Origin of the sequence: Plesiomonas sp. (assembly GCF_051652165.1) — a bacterium.
GTDB lineage: Bacteria > Pseudomonadota > Gammaproteobacteria > Enterobacterales > CAMTGL01 > Plesiomonas.
The window spans coordinates 140796-156779 of the sequence record NZ_JBOFTR010000004.1 but is presented as its reverse complement, the minus strand read 5'-3'; the positions used below and the strand labels follow the sequence as shown (position 1 = coordinate 156779).

11 protein-coding genes are annotated in these 15984 nt (G+C 43.5%); 6 read left to right on the top strand and 5 right to left on the bottom strand.

The features are described 5' to 3' along the window. Positions 1-161: 161 nt before the first annotated feature. Entirely contained in the window at positions 162-1496 is a 1335-nt protein-coding gene (locus ACRC53_RS03245; protein WP_438642130.1) for an NCS2 family permease, read from the top strand. A 251-nt stretch (positions 1497-1747) separates the two neighbouring features. Here the strand turns inward: ACRC53_RS03245 and ACRC53_RS03240 are convergent, their stop codons facing one another. After that, positions 1748-2134 (bottom strand): YoaH family protein, encoded by a 387-nt coding sequence (locus ACRC53_RS03240; RefSeq protein WP_438642129.1) that lies wholly within the window; start codon positions 2132-2134, stop codon positions 1748-1750. A gap of 244 nt (positions 2135-2378) precedes the next feature. Next, positions 2379-3899, bottom strand: coding sequence for a fumarate hydratase (locus tag ACRC53_RS03235; RefSeq protein ID WP_438642128.1), 1521 nt, complete (start codon positions 3897-3899; stop codon positions 2379-2381). A gap of 191 nt (positions 3900-4090) precedes the next feature. Between ACRC53_RS03235 and pabB the strand changes: the two genes are divergently transcribed. The 4 genes from pabB to ACRC53_RS03215 all read left to right on the top strand — a co-directional run bounded on the left by pabB (position 4091) and on the right by ACRC53_RS03215 (position 9111). Then, complete coding sequence (pabB, locus tag ACRC53_RS03230) at positions 4091-5503, top strand: aminodeoxychorismate synthase component 1 (RefSeq protein ID WP_438642127.1); 1413 nt, start codon at positions 4091-4093, stop codon at positions 5501-5503. A gap of 5 nt (positions 5504-5508) precedes the next feature. Next, positions 5509-6081 carry a CoA pyrophosphatase gene (locus ACRC53_RS03225; protein WP_438642126.1) on the top strand — a complete coding sequence of 191 codons (573 nt, stop codon included), beginning with the start codon at positions 5509-5511 and terminating at the stop codon, positions 6079-6081. 195 nt (positions 6082-6276) lie between these two features. After that, on the top strand, positions 6277-7569 hold the full coding sequence (locus ACRC53_RS03220) for an HAAAP family serine/threonine permease (RefSeq protein WP_438642125.1): 1293 nt from the start codon (positions 6277-6279) through the stop codon (positions 7567-7569). A gap of 174 nt (positions 7570-7743) precedes the next feature. After that, a complete protein-coding gene (locus ACRC53_RS03215; RefSeq protein ID WP_438642124.1) occupies positions 7744-9111 on the top strand; it encodes an L-serine ammonia-lyase in 1368 nt (455 codons plus the stop codon). A gap of 132 nt (positions 9112-9243) precedes the next feature. Here ACRC53_RS03215 and ACRC53_RS03210 read toward each other — a convergent pair whose 3' ends face one another. Both ACRC53_RS03210 and cysB read right to left on the bottom strand, forming a co-directional pair. Beyond that, positions 9244-10452, bottom strand: coding sequence for a methyltransferase (locus ACRC53_RS03210; RefSeq protein ID WP_438642123.1), 1209 nt, complete (start codon positions 10450-10452; stop codon positions 9244-9246). A gap of 276 nt (positions 10453-10728) precedes the next feature. After that, positions 10729-11703, bottom strand: a complete 975-nt coding sequence (cysB, locus tag ACRC53_RS03205) for an HTH-type transcriptional regulator CysB (protein WP_438642122.1) — start codon at positions 11701-11703, stop codon at positions 10729-10731. A 312-nt stretch (positions 11704-12015) separates the two neighbouring features. Here cysB and ACRC53_RS03200 point away from each other — a divergent pair, with 312 nt between their 5' ends. After that, positions 12016-12777: a hypothetical protein gene (locus ACRC53_RS03200; RefSeq protein WP_438642121.1), complete on the top strand. Its 762-nt coding sequence runs from the start codon at positions 12016-12018 to the stop codon at positions 12775-12777. Positions 12778-13023: 246 nt separating this feature from the next. Here ACRC53_RS03200 and topA read toward each other — a convergent pair whose 3' ends face one another. After that, a complete protein-coding gene (gene topA, locus ACRC53_RS03195) occupies positions 13024-15639 on the bottom strand; it encodes a type I DNA topoisomerase (protein WP_438642120.1) in 2616 nt (871 codons plus the stop codon). Positions 15640-15984 lie beyond the last annotated feature (345 nt).

Here is a 15984-nt window from a genome sequence, read left to right as displayed (position 1 = left end):
CAACAAGAAAGAAAAGAGCCTACTGGAAACTATGTCACTTCACATTTTTATGTAAAAATACATAAAGTGTGATGTTCGTTAGACTCTGCCCCATTACACCGCTCACCCCAGAGAATACAGCGTAATCCTGATCTCTATTTCACTTTGATTAAGACTGAGCAATGAATACTGACGTGAATACTTCAATAAAAGATGGCTTGTTAGAAAAACTCTTCAAGTTGAAAGCACACGGCACGAACCCTAAAAAAGAGTTGGTCGCGGGGATCACCACTTTCCTGACCATGGTGTATATCATCTTCATTAACCCGCAGATTTTGTCAAATGCAGGAATGGATACACAAGCTGTATTCGTAACCACCTGTCTTATCGCTGCTGTAGGTAGTATTCTGATGGGGCTGTTTGCTAATTTACCTATTGCACTTGCTCCTGCTATGGGGCTGAACGCCTTCTTTGCATTTGTGGTTGTTGTAGGTATGGGCTATTCATGGCAAATCGGTATGGGGACGATTTTTTGGGGTGCAGTAGGCTTATTGTTGCTGACCGTATTTCGTGTTCGTTACTGGCTCATTTCAAATATTCCTATCAGCTTACGTATTGGTATTACCAGTGGTATTGGTCTGTTAATTGCACTACTCGGCTTGCATAATGCCGGCATTGTTGTTGCTAACCCTGCCACTATGGTGACGGTAGGTGATTTAACCTCTCTACCTTGTGTACTCGGTGCATTAGGCTTTTTCTTGATTGTCATTTTAGCCGCGCGTGGCGTTTATTCTGCTGTGCTTATCTCTATGGTTGTCACTACCCTATTGGGTATGCTGTTTGGTGATGTCAAATTTCAAGGGTTAGTCTCTCTGCCTCCCAGTGTTATGCCCGTATTCGGCCAGTTAGAGTTAATGAACTCCCTCGATATTGGTTTAGCAGGAATTATCTTCTCATTTATGCTGGTCAATCTGTTTGACTCTTCCGGTACTCTAATTGGTGTAACCAACAAAGCCGGATTAGCTGATGAAAAAGGCCGTTTTCCGAACATGCAAAAAGCCCTATACGTTGACAGCATCAGCTCTGTCGGCGGTGCATTTATGGGCACATCGTCAGTTACCGCATTTATTGAAAGCTCTGCGGGTGTTTCCGTTGGCGGGCGTACTGGCTTAACTGCAATTGTTGTGGGTATTTTATTCTTACTGGCTATTTTCTTCTCACCACTTGCGGCAATGGTACCTGCTTATGCTGCAGCGGGTGCGCTGATTTATGTTGGTGTATTGATGGCGGCTGATTTGGCAAAAGTGAAATGGGATGATCTAACCGAAGCTGCACCTACGTTTATTACCACCATTATGATGCCGTTTAGCTTCTCAATCACCGAAGGTATTGCAACTGGCTTTATCTCTTACTGTGTATTAAAAGCAGGTACAGGCCGCTGGAAAGAGCTAAATCCGTGTGTTGTGGCCGTTGCATTGCTATTTCTGATTAAATTTATCTGGGTAGATGCACATTAATATCCGCAATATCAGCCAGTTGCCGCAAGGTTAATGCTAACGGCAACAGAGGCACTGTACAGATAACAACCTAATTTTGCTGATGAAAAAATGAAAAAGCGCTTTACGGTATCCGCGTTATTCACGGTATATCGTTAAAGTGCTTTTTTTATTTGTGGTACTACTGATGATGTTTGTTGACCACTCACTAGCTTTGCTGTGCGCTTTCACCTTACATTTAGGTTCAGCACTCTCATAAAATCAGGCCTGATTTAGTAATACTGATCATCGTTATCGTTGTCATTATCACTGTCATACTCGTCATAATGGCGATTTTCATCATTTTGCTTGCTACGGCGGCGTGGTGCACGTGGGTCAACGTCATAACGATCATCATCCTGCTGGGTATCATCGTCTTCATCTACATCATGATCATTTTCATCATAGCCGTCATGATCTGTATCCGCTTCTGATACTGCAGAGTCATCGTCATCCTCATCATCAAACATCACAGGAACGGTTTGCCCCTGTTTTGCGTCACGGATCTCTGCGGCAACTTGTGCTATCGCCTGACCACTTGATAAGCCTTGCGCCATCAGTTGATGGATTTTCTCAACGGCTTCTTGCTGTTCTGCGTGTGATAATGCGGGCAGACTCATCAGAGTGACTCCTTATTAAACTTCACAATAAAATTTACCGAGTAAATTGATTCAATCTTGCACGGTGTTGCCCTTTTCATACCGAGAAAGGTTATCGACGATAAGGGGCATCGAGTATAAAGCAGGCGTGGCAATATATGCAGAGAAATACCGTATACCAAAACAAAAAGGAGCCGAAGCTCCTTTTTTGTCAAAACCAAGGCTAAATATGTAAAAGCTGAGACTAAGAACAGCCTAATTTCACTTATTTTTGCATCTCAAGTTCGGCAATTTTTACTTTCCAGATATCAGGCCCTATCTGGTGTACATTTGCGCCGCGGCTGTCTACAGCCACGGTAACGGGCATATCTTTTACATCAAATTCGTAAATCGCTTCCATCCCTAAATCAGCAAAAGCGACCACACGTGACTTTTTAATGGCTTTCGCCACCAGATAAGCCGCACCACCAACAGCCATCAAATACACCGCTTTATGCTTTTTGATGCTCTCTATTGCCGCGGGGCCACGCTCTGACTTACCGATCATGCCAATTAACCCAGTTTCACCTAGCATCATCTCAGTAAATTTATCCATGCGTGTTGAGGTTGTCGGGCCTGCAGGACCAACCACTTCATCTCCAACCGGATCAACAGGGCCTACGTAGTAAATAAAGCGGTTATTAAAATCAACGCCATCGGGCAAGCTCTGACCACTATTTAGCATATCGTAAATACGCTTATGTGCAGCATCTCGCCCTGTTAACATTTTGCCCGATAACAGTACAGTTTCACCCACTGCCCACTGCTGGATCTCTGCAGGGGTGACGGTATCAAGATTGACTCGGCGCACATTTTCACCCGCTTCCCAAGTAATCTTCGGCCACTGGTCGAGTGAAGGCGGTGTCAACTCTGCGGCTCCCGAACCATCAAGGGTAAAGTGAATATGGCGGGTTGCAGCACAATTGGGGATCATTACCACTGGTTTAGACGCTGCATGGGTTGGGGCACTCTTAATTTTGACATCAAGTACAGTGGTTAATCCGCCAAGCCCTTGTGCACCAATGCCTAAACGGTTAGCACGCTGATAAATATCAAGGCGCAGTTTCTCTTCGGTAGTCTGTGCACCACGTTCGATTAATGCTTGAATATCACAGCTTTCCATTAAGGCTTCTTTTGCCATAACAGCGGCTTTTTCTGCTGTGCCACCAATACCAATACCCAGCATACCCGGTGGGCACCAGCCTGCCCCCATAGTTGGCAGTGTTTTTTCAACCCATTCAGCAATATCATCTGATGGGTTGAGCATCACCATTTTTGATTTATTTTCTGAACCACCGCCCTTCGCGGCAATTGAAACTTCAACGGTATTACCTTTAACCATTTCAATGTGAACCACTGCTGGGGTATTGTCCTTGGTATTTTTACGGGTACCCGCCGGATCAGCGACAACGGAGGCGCGCAAGGTATTCTCTGTAAAAGTATAAGCACGGCGCACACCTTCATCTACCATTTCTTGCACGGTATCGTCAGTATCCCACTGCACTTGCATACCAATTTTAACAAAACAGGTGACAATACCAGTATCTTGGCAAATCGGACGATGCCCTTCAGCACACATGCGCGAGTTGATCAAAATCTGGGCAATTGCATCCTTGGCTGCCTGATTTTGCTCTTTGTGATATGCCGTTTCCATTGCCTGAATAAAATCAAGCGGGTGGTAATAAGAAATATATTGTAGCGCATCTGCGATGCTATCAATGAGGTCATCTTTACGGATGAGAGTCATCGGTCGATCCTCTTATAATTTTAGGCTTCCAAAGTAAGCAAGGGCAGAGATACGAAATGGAACGCGTAGAGAGATAATGCAACATCCTTATCGTATCGATCCCCTATAACGCAAAGCTATGATACTCTCAGCTTTCTAGCATGACTATGCGCGTATTCACACACCGATTAATCTGTTATCACAAATCTAAGATGTTTATAAATAACAACCGCTTTCCCGCATGTTTAGCATTGGAATACCACACAGAGTGTGTGTTAACTCTGTTTGCGCCACTTGCCACTCTGCCGTGGGCAATGCTGCTCACTTCTGGCCATTCAACACACCAACATAATCGTTACGATATTTTGGTGGCTGACCCGTTGGCTACGTTGGAAACTTACGGTAATGACACTGTTGTTGAGATGAATAATCAGCAATCAGTACACTGTGATGATCCGTTACAGGTGCTCGACGATATTCAGCAACGTTGTTTACCTAAGCTAAAAAGTCATCCGACACTGCCTTTTTTAGGGGGGGCGGTAGGCGCTTTTTCGTATGATTTAGGTCGCCGTTTCGAGATATTGTCGAAAAACGATGACGCAGAGATGACACTGCCTGATATGGCAGTGGGTATTTATGACTGGGCACTGATTGCCGATCATCTGCAACAAACATTGACGCTATTTAGTCACCAAGATGTACAGGCTCGTTATCAGTGGTTATTAAAGCAAACAAAATGCCAGCAAAACCAGGCATCCTCCCTCTCTTTAACCACCATAGCTGAAACATTTGCACTCACCGCTGACTGGCAAGCCAATATGACACGGGCTGAATATCAGCGAAAATTTGATGCAGTACAAGCCTATTTAGCTGCTGGTGATTGTTATCAGGTTAATTTAGCACAACGTTTTAGTGCGCCGTATACCGGCAGTGAGTGGGAGGCTTTTTTACGCTTAAACCAGCATAACCAAGCCCCGTTCTCTGCATTTATCCGTTTAAAGCAAGGCGCTCTTCTCAGTGTATCCCCCGAACGGTTTTTGGCTGTTTCGGGTACAAAAGTGGTCACTCGCCCAATAAAGGGCACGCGCCCGCGCAACACAGATCCTATTTTAGATCGAGCAGAAGCAGCCGCTCTGGCTATGTCAGAAAAGGATCAATCAGAAAATTTGATGATTGTTGATTTGATGCGCAATGATATTGGCCGTGTAGCAAAAGCAGGCAGTGTTACCGTGCCTGAACTGTTTGTGATTGAGAGTTTTCCTGCGGTACACCATTTAGTCAGTACTGTGCAGGCCGAGCTCGAAGAAACACAACGCAATACTGATTTATTGCGCGCGTGTTTTCCAGGTGGTTCGATCACGGGTGCACCTAAAATACGTGCAATGCAGATTATTGATGAGCTTGAACCACAGCGACGCAGTTTTTACTGTGGCAGTATTGGCTATTTAAGCTGCTGTGGGCGAATGGATACAAGTATTACTATTCGTACATTAGTTGCAAATCAGGGCAAATTGCACTGTTGGGCCGGCGGTGGCATTGTCGCAGACAGTTGTGCTGATGATGAGTATCAAGAGACACTGGATAAAGTTGGCCGTATTCTACCTATATTGGCTGAAACAACATGAACCCCATGCTGGCAAAGATACATACGCGTTTTCTGCTTCAAGCAGCAGTAAACCCAATATTATCTACACTAAATAATACAACGTCTATGCATGCTGCTGCGGTGTTAATTCCGTTGGTTAACCGCTTAGAACCGCAATTACTGTTAACACAGCGGGCACTGCATCTTCGCCATCATGCCGGACAAATTGCCTTTCCAGGTGGGCGCAAAGAGCCGAGTGATTGCTCACTGATTACTACGGCACTACGAGAAACGCAAGAGGAGATTGGTATTACCGCTGATCATATCCAGATTTGGGGTACACTGCCAACGATCAGTACCGTTAGTGGTTACTCTGTAACGCCGGTGATTGGTCTGGTACAACCAGAGTTTGTGTTACATGCCGATACTGATGAAGTCCGTGACATTTTTGAGTTACCACTGGCCAATTTTCTGGCTCTCTCTGAGTATCGCGAATGGCAAGTGGTGCACCAACAAAACAGAGTACCGCACTCTGTTTATGCTATTGCGGTAAATCAAAAAATCATCTGGGGTGCAACTGCAGCCATATTGCGTAGTTTCGTACAACAAATCACATAATTACCTGCAAAATGTCACATCTCATTTAAAAACAGTGAAATACAGTTAAACCCAGTGATCAAAATCACATTGATTCATCTGATATATTCATTAGATCACAGAAAATGCACACTGACATATCTTTGACAGTCTAACGCTCTATACTCCCGCGCAACAGATCAATAATACTCTAAATTCCCCAAGGGTGACGGCAAAATGAAATCAGAAGCAACTGCTAATACAGCAGCAACTGCTAATACAGCAGCAAATGCTGCAAATATACCGTGGAGTAAGCAAGATACAACGTGGGTACTTAGCTTGTTTGGTACTGCTGTTGGTGCGGGTATTTTATTTTTACCGATTAACGCGGGTATGGGTGGATTTTGGCCACTATTAGTTATGGCGCTCATTGTTGGCCCAATGACCTATTTAGCACACCGTGGTATGTGTCGTTTTGTCCTGTCATCTTCAAAACCGGGTAGCGATATTACTGAAGTTGTTGAAGAACACTTTGGAAAAACGGCTGGTAAGCTGATCACCCTGTTGTACTTCTTTGCTATCTACCCTATCGTGCTGATTTACGGTGTAGGTATTACCAACACGGTTGACTCTTTCATGGTTAACCAACTGGGTATGGAGTCTATTCCGCGCGGTATTCTGTCTATCGTGCTGATTCTGGGTATGATGTCAGTGATGATTGCCGGTGAGAAACTGATGCTGAAAGTCACCGAGTTTCTGGTGTACCCACTGGTTGCTATTTTAGCATTCTTGTCTATCTACCTGATTCAAGACTGGAATACTTCAATGCTAACAGCGCCAATGCCATCATTTGCTGATTTTGGCTCAACATTGTGGTTAACCATTCCTGTGCTGATTTTTGCCTTCAACCATTCACCAGCTATCTCTGCCTTTTCAATGGCACAAGAGCGTACTTACGGTGCAAATGCAGAGCGTCGGGCAAGCCAAATTCTAAAACGCACCTCTATGATGCTACTTGGCTTTGTTATGTTCTTCGTATTTAGCTGTGTACTTAGCCTAAGCCCTGCTGATTTAGCAGAAGCAAAGCAGCAAAATATTGCAGTTCTGTCATACTTAGCAAACAAGCATGAAAGTCCGTTTATCTCTTACTTAGGCCCGTTGATCGCCTTCGTTGCTATCGTCAGCTCTTTCTTCGGCCACTATTTAGGTGCGCGTGAAGGTCTAAATGGCTTAATTGTTAAGCAACTACGTTCAAATGGTAAGACTCCTGATATTAAGAAGATTGACCGTTTCACTGTAGTGTTTATGATTGCAACTTTGTGGATTGTTGCTTCCATCAACCCAAGTATTCTGGGTATGATTGAATCACTCGGTGGCCCAATCATCGCTATGATTCTGTTTATCATGCCGATGTATGCCATTCGTAAAGTTCCTGCAATGCAAAAGTATAAAAGTAACAAACTGAGTAATGCTTTTGTTGTACTGATGGGCTCTGTAGCTATCTCTGCGATTGTATTTAGCTTAATCTAACAAGCAGAAAGCAAGCATCCATGGATGGGGGGAGTAGGTTTTTACCTGCTCCCCTTTGTGGTTTGTATATAACACACCACAGTTCAGTATTACTTACCTTAACGTTGAGATATCAGCGTTAACTCTCTTATTTGATTGACCAATTTGGCCTGTAGCCTCATTGAGGAGAACACCGTGATTAGCGTATTCGACATGTACAAAATCGGTATTGGCCCATCAAGCTCACATACTGTTGGGCCAATGAAAGCCGGTAAACAGTTCGTCGATGAGTTGGTAACCATGGGGCGTCTCAAGGATGTGACCCGCATAGCTGTTGACGTTTATGGCTCACTGTCTCTTACCGGTAAAGGGCATCATACTGATATTGCTATCATTATGGGCTTGGCAGGCAATATGCCTGATACCGTGGATATCGACAGTATTCCCGCATTTATTCATAACGTTGAAACGACTGAATGCCTCGCCTTAGCAAAAGGCGCACATGAGGTTGAATTTCCACGTGAAGGCGGAATGAACTTCCACAACACAAACCTTGAATTGCATGAAAACGCGATGCAAATTCACGCATATGCCAACAATGAGAAAGTATTAAGTAAAACATACTTCTCAATTGGTGGTGGTTTTATTGTGGATGAAGAGCATTTTGGCAAAGAACAAGCCTCTTCATTTGTAATGCCATATCCGTTCAATCATGCATCAGATCTGCTGGCACATTGCCAAGCAACCGGTCTATCGCTGTCAGGTTTAGTGCTACAAAATGAGCTGGCCATGCATAGCATGGAAGAGATTGAGCACTACTTCCAAGCGGTATGGAAAACCATGCAAGATTGTATGGACCGTGGCCTAAACACCGAAGGTTATCTGCCCGGCCCACTGCGTGTTCCACGCCGTGCCTCTTCGCTGCACCGTTTGCTGATTACATCGGACAAGCTGTCGAGCGATCCGATGAATGTGGTTGACTGGGTTAACATGTTCGCACTGGCCGTAAGCGAAGAGAATGCAGCCGGTGGTCGTGTTGTTACTGCACCAACAAATGGTGCATGTGGCATTATTCCTGCGGTACTGGCCTATTATAATCACTTCATCAAACCCGTTACCGATGAAGAGTGCCGCCGTTACTTCTTTGCTTCCGGTGTTATTGGTGCGCTATACAAAATGAACGCCTCTATCTCGGGTGCTGAAGTAGGCTGTCAGGGTGAAGTCGGTGTTGCCTGTTCAATGGCTGCCGCAGGTCTGGCAGAATTGCTGGGTGGCTCACCTGAGCAAGTGTGTATTGCCGCAGAAATCGGCATGGAGCATAACTTAGGCCTGACCTGTGACCCTGTTGCAGGCCAAGTTCAAGTGCCTTGTATCGAGCGTAACGCAATTGCTTCAATGAAAGCGATTAACTCTGCGCGTATGGCGATGCGCCGTACCAGTGAGCCGCGCGTGTCACTTGATAAAGTGATCGAAACCATGCTCGAAACCGGTAAAGACATGAACGCCAAATACCGTGAAACCTCACGCGGTGGTCTTGCAATCAAAGTGGTTCACTGCGATTAATCCGACTCGATGAGTCAAATTTGTTGTATTAACACAAATGATCACCTCATTTTCGGTGGTCATTAAATAAAGTTAAGCACAGCAGATAAACAAACCAAGCCGGTACTTTTTGTACCGGCTTTTTTTATCTTGTTAATCGCGTTGCTTACGTTTCCCATGGATCATAATATTACGCGGGGTAATCGGGTGCTCACAAAACTCACCTAACTGAACATCATACCCCTGCTCTTGCAGATACAGTGCTCGATCAAGTGCCAACCAGATCTCGATAGGTCGGCGGAATAAATGCCTAACCAACTCGGTTCTACTAACTTGTAAGTGTCGCTGTTGCCCAACTGTTTCCCAATACACCCAATCAATTTCTGTTGGTAATTCAAGGCCTTTTTTCTTTGCTGCCCAATGCACAAAAGCAACAAAATCTTGAGTTAAGAGTGCTTTTGGAAAGTTAGGAACATTTAAATAAGTATCTTCTCCACGGATTTGTCGCTGTAATGCATCAAAACCTAAACGATAACTTACCTCAATATGACGTAAACGCTTAATACGCTCACCACCGGTCACTGACTCTTGCAAACTCAAGCGTAAGTCATTTTTATCTAGCCTCAATGTTGATTTTTTCGCAGTTTCAGACATGGGCTGATAAATATCTGTTGGGATTTTATGATAACAACAAGGAGATATTGTCAGTGCATGGCACTTTGCTTGCACCCCATACCGCAACAGTTGCATATGCAATGCGCCACAAGCATGTAAACCAATTGCATGTTGTTGCTGATGGAAAAAATGCAATGCCGACGGCAAAAATGCATCGTGTATATAAAAGCGAACCTGCGAAAGCCCTTCTGTCTTTGCTAATTTTTCACCGTCAAGACACAGCGCCTCTTGTAATTCAAGACACTCAACAGGCAGACCCCGTTGTTTAGCTAATGCACGGCCTAAATGCCCTTTACCTGCACACCACTCTAATATGGGTTGGTTTTCGTGGGGCATAGTGGCAATAAAATCAGTAATCTGTTGCTGTTTTCGTAAGGAGATTGCAGAAGATGTGGTGAATAGCGGTAATAGTATACAGCGTTCATCTCGTGGAATTAGCGGGATTTGAGCAGCCTGAAAGAGCGCCGGAGCATGCGGAATAAAGGGCGTTAAAAACGCTAACAATCCATGTTTATCGTTATCGAGTCTATCAATATCATGTAAAGAGAGGCGATTTAAAGCAGCATCAAGCTCTGGGTGAGTATGCTGAAAATAAGCTTCTAGTGAATGAAACGGGTAAAACTGCCAATAATATGTTAGCTCACTTAAGAGAGCATCAAGCGTAGCAAATTGTGTCTGCACAGTCATATCAAAAACATTATTTAAGAAAAAATACCATCAAAAAACGTATGTGATTTTATCCGTAAAATCTTATTTTATGTATGGGTATCTTAGGGGGAAGGCGAGAAATCACCACCTTTTTTTATGCTGATCATACAATAAACTTGTACAATCATTAATAGAGGGCTTTTTATCGAAAGCCCTCTATACATAAATACAATATTAATATGAGAATAAACAACCTGTTATCGTATTCTTGCTACTTAAAAAGATAATAATATACATTCACTATACGTACGCTTATTACCGAATTGGCAATTTAATATCCTCAAACATCTCTTCAATTTCTTCATTTGATCGCAATAAAACTGCCGTATTAACTAAATCTTTGGTTAAATGTGGCGCAAAACGTTGCATAAAATCATACATATAATTACGCAGGAAAGAGCCTTTTCGAAAGCCAATTTTTGTCGTACTTGCGCCAAAAATATGACTCGCATCAATCGCTATCAAGTCTTTATCCAATACAGGATCAATTGCCATAGAGGCCACCACGCCAACACCAATACCTAAACGAACGTACGTTTTGATGACATCAGCATCTGTTGCTGTAAAAACAATGCGCGGCGTTAAACCTTCTCGATTAAATGCCGAATCTAATTCCGAGCGGCCTGTGAACCCAAAAATATAGGTGACCAGCGGGTAAGCGGCCAGATCGTGAATAGTGATTTGCCCTTTGTGAGCTAATGGATGATTTGGTGAAACAACAATAGAGCGATTCCAATGATAGCAAGGTAACATCACCAAATCGTGATACAGGTGCAGCGCTTCGGTTGCAATGGCAAAATCAGCAGTCCCTTTAGCGACTGCTTCAGAAATCTGTGCAGGCGTCCCTTGATGCATGTGTAAAGAGACTTTCGGATAGCGGTCAATAAACCCTTTAATCACTTTGGGCAATGCATAGCGCGCTTGTGTATGGGTTGTAGATATATTCAGTGTGCCTCGTTCAGGGTGAGTATGTTCACCGGCAACTGATTTGATACTTTCAACTTTTGCCAAGATATCACGTGATATACGGATAATCTCTCTACCCGCAGGGGTGACTTGCGTTAAATGCTTTCCGCTACGCTCAAAAACCTGAATCCCCAATTCATCTTCAAGCATTCTTACCTGCTTGCTGATTCCTGGTTGTGAGGTATAGAGCCCTTCTGCGGTAGACGAAACATTTAAATTATGATTAACGACTTCTACAATATACCTAAGCTGTTGTAATTTCATAGCCAACTCAACCCGTTATTCCTTTAACTCTTGTGGCACTATTGCCTAGGGTGGTACATCAAGCAATTACTTATCCACTCAGTGCATGCTTGGTATCAGAGTTTATTCATAAAACCGACAAATTGCTATGCAATCAGTACCTCAGTATGAGGTTAAATTTGTTTAATCTGATTTACATCTTATTTTTCAGCACACAATGATAAAAATAACCTTATCACAAGAATAGAATCCTTCTACTATCTTGCAAAGCGTGGATCATGTATCTTTTACTATAACTGTGATTTATGACTCTTGGATCTAGAGTGCCTATTTATGAACTTAATCCTTTTTTTCATCTTGCTTGGTGTTCTTTTATTACTGGTAATTGGTTATAACATTATTATTCAAAGTCGGGAAAGAATTGAACACGACAAACGCATTGAAGCGCAAAAGTTAAATGCTATTATTGATGAAACTGACCAACTCTTAGCTCAAATAAATACGATCCCCTTTAGTAAGGATCTGTTGATCTGTTTACAAACTCGCAGTTTGATAGCAATGAAAGGTTTAGCTCTTCTTAACCCTAAAAAAACAGATATAACCGAAAAAACCGCGGCATTACAAGCACAAATAGAACATGCCACACAACACTTTGTTGGTCAGGAGTTAAGCCACTTCACACCACCTGATAACGATAAACAAGCCTTGATTTTATTAAAGTTAATTCGTCGATTACGTGCAGTGATCCGTGCAGAGCATGGTTATGGTCGGCAAGAAACGCGTATTTTTATTGCTGAGAACCAGCGTTTAGAGCGTTTACAATTGATGATCAATATTGATAATTTATATAAGCGTGCTCGTGAGGCACTAACAGCAAATCAGTGGAGTAATGCTAAACAACTTCTGACAAAAGGATTAAATGCATTAGCAAAGTATGAAGATGATTATGCAGAAAAAATGACCGCTCGCATGATTGCAGATATTGAAGAGATTAACCGTCATCAAAATGACGCAAAACATAAACTCGATACGCAATCAAAACAAAAAGAGTCTGATGATTTAGATGCTCTATTTCAACCTAAAAAGAAATGGTAAATATAACATTAAACTGTATCTCTCTCTTAATCTCGATATTTTGTTATCTTATAAAAGATACATAGAATACATGCAACAAAATGCATTAATAGCCCTCAATTGCCAATTTTTATTAGCTGTGTATTTATCCCACTCACACTGTTAATGAAATGTTTTTTCAAATAGACAACGATGCTTCTACAAAAAATAAAGCCGCACTCTGCGGCTTTATTTTTAGCGGTTCATAATTGCAACAAGTTGCGTATTTTACTTCTCTTTTGCAACCCACTTCCCATCAACATAAAATGCTGACCAACCGGTAGCCTTACCCTCTTTTTCTGAAGCAACATATTGCTGTTTCGTTTTCCGGCTAAAACGAACGGTCGTTTTATTTCCCTCTGGATCAGCAACAGGTGCATCGGCAAGATAACGCAGTTTTTCTGCTAATCTATCTTTAAACATCACCAGTTCTTCTACCTGCGGTGCACGTGTTTCACGTGACTTTGGGAACGTATTGGCTGCAAGAAATACACCTGCAGCCCCATCACGTAACACAAAGTAGGCATCTGATTTTTCGCACTTCAGCTCAGGTAGCGGTACAGGATCTTCTTTTGGTGGTGCAATTTCACCGCTTTTTAAAATCTTTCGGGTGTTTTTGCAATCAGGATTCGTACACCCCATGTATTTACCAAAACGACCAACTTTTAAGTGCATTTCAGTGCCACACTTGTCGCATTCGATAACCGGGCCATCATAGCCTTTCAGACGAAACTCGCCTTGTTCAACCTCATAGCCATCACAGCTTGGGTTATTGCCGCAAACGTGTAATTTGCGGGTATTATCGAGCAGGTAGCTGTCCATCGCTGTGCCGCATTTGGCACAACGGCGACGTGCAAGCAGAGCATTCGTTTCAGCAACATCACCTTCTAAGATATTAAGCAGTTCTGCTTCAGGAATCAGGTTAGTGGTGGTTTTACAACGCTCTTTAGGAGGAAGTGCATAACCTGAACAGCCTAAGAATACGCCAGTAGTTGCTGTTCTAATCCCCATCGGGCGGCTGCATGTTGGGCATTCAATGTCAGTTAAGATCATTGGGTTAGCACGCATCCCCCCTTCACTGTCATCTTTTTCAGCTACATCAATTAAAGCGGTAAAATCGTTAAAGAAGCGGTTTAATACCTGTTTCCACTCCTCTTTACCATTTGCAACTTCATCAAGTTCACCTTCAAGGTGAGCTGTAAAGTCATAACTCATCAATTGAGTAAAGTTCTCTTCAAGGCGATCAGAGACTATCTCACCCATTTTCTCAGCATAAAAGCGGCGATTCTCAACACGCACGTAACCGCGATCTTGAATCGTTGAGATAATAGTTGCGTAAGTTGATGGGCGGCCAATACCACGTTTTTCAAGCTCTTTGACTAATGATGCCTCACTAAAACGCGCCGGTGGCTTAGTAAAATGCTGGCTAGGATCAAGTGCTTGTAACTCAAACTTCTGGCCTTTTTCAACAGCAGGCAACGCTTGATCATCGTCATTTTTACGGTTAGCCACTTGTACACGAGTCCAACCATCAAAACGCAATGTGCGACCACGTGCTTTGAGAGTGAACTCTCCAGCCGTTACTGTTAGTGTGGTTGAATCGTACTGTGCAGCAACCATTTGGCAAGCGACAAACTGCCGCCAAATTAGCGCATACAGTTTCTGTGCATCTTGCTCCATATCTTTAAGCTGCTCGGCTTGAACAGCTACATCAGAAGGGCGAATCGCTTCATGCGCTTCTTGTGCATTCTCTTTACTTGAATATACGACAGCCACTTTTGGGAGATATTTCTCACCAAATTCTGATTCAATAAAGCTACGTGCCATACTCAGTGCATCTTGGCTCAGGTTCGTTGAGTCAGTTCGCATATAAGTAATATGGCCTGCCTCATACAAACGCTGCGCTAACATCATCGTTTTTTTCACCCCATACCCTAAACGGGTACTGGCAGCTTGCTGCAACGTAGAGGTGATAAACGGCGCTGAAGGCTTGCTTGATGTCGGGCGATCTTCACGATCGGTAATGGTATACGCTGCTTTTTCGAGCAGAGCAACGGCCTCATCGCTTTCCGCTTGTGTAACAGGCTCAAACGCTTTGCCATTACGCTGCAAAACCTGCATACGCAGCACTGTGCTTTGCGCACGCAAGTCAGCGTGTAGTTCCCAGTACTCTTCCGGTACAAAGGCCTTAATTTCGCGCTCACGCTCAACCACCAACCGTACTGCAACAGACTGCACGCGTCCAGCCGACAGGCCGCGAGCTACTTTTTTCCACAGTAACGGGGAAACCATGTAACCAACAACGCGATCAAGAAAACGACGAGCTTGTTGTGCGTTAACACGATCTAGATTCAGCTCTGACGGGCTTTCAAATGCCTGCTGAATAGCATTTTTGGTGATTTCGTTGAACACCACACGCTGATAGCGTGAGTCATCGCCACCAATAATTTCACGCAGGTGCCATGCAATGGCTTCCCCTTCACGGTCCAAGTCGGTTGCGAGATAGATTTTATCGGCTTTTTCTGCCAGAGCTTGCAGCTCTGTAACCACTTTTTCTTTGCCTGGCAGAATTTCGTAGCGTGCATTCCAGTCATGGTAAGGGTCAATACCCATACGAGAAACCAGCGCATCACGCTCTTTTTTCTTGGTAACGATAGCTTTTTCTTCCGGTGTTAAGCCCTTGGTGCTTACCGGTGCTTTCTTGGCTGCTGTCGAGGCCGAGCCACTGGTAGGTAAATCGCGGATATGACCCACGCTAGACTTAACGATGTAATCGCTACCCAAATATTTATTGATTGTTTTTGCTTTCGCAGGGGACTCTACGATAACGAGCGACTTACCCATAGTGGTGATTACCTAATTGATCCTTTCCGGCTGCCCCATCCACAAAGACAAAACCCATGTTAATGGATAAATGCATCAGTACTGGCATGGCAGCAACCCGTAAAAAAAACGTCTCTATTTATATTGCGGCACAAATCAAGGAGATCAACCATTTTTTGATCATAGGCTGATTTATTCTTTGCTGCCCAAAGAATTGGCTGACTATAATTTGTATAAAAAATGTGCCATTGTTGCTTTTTTATTAACAAAAAACATTTGCTTATCAAGCAAGTGTGCCGATATTCACTGACGAATCGAGATGACAAACACAAAACACCCACGCGTAAGCAACATTATTGCCGTCTC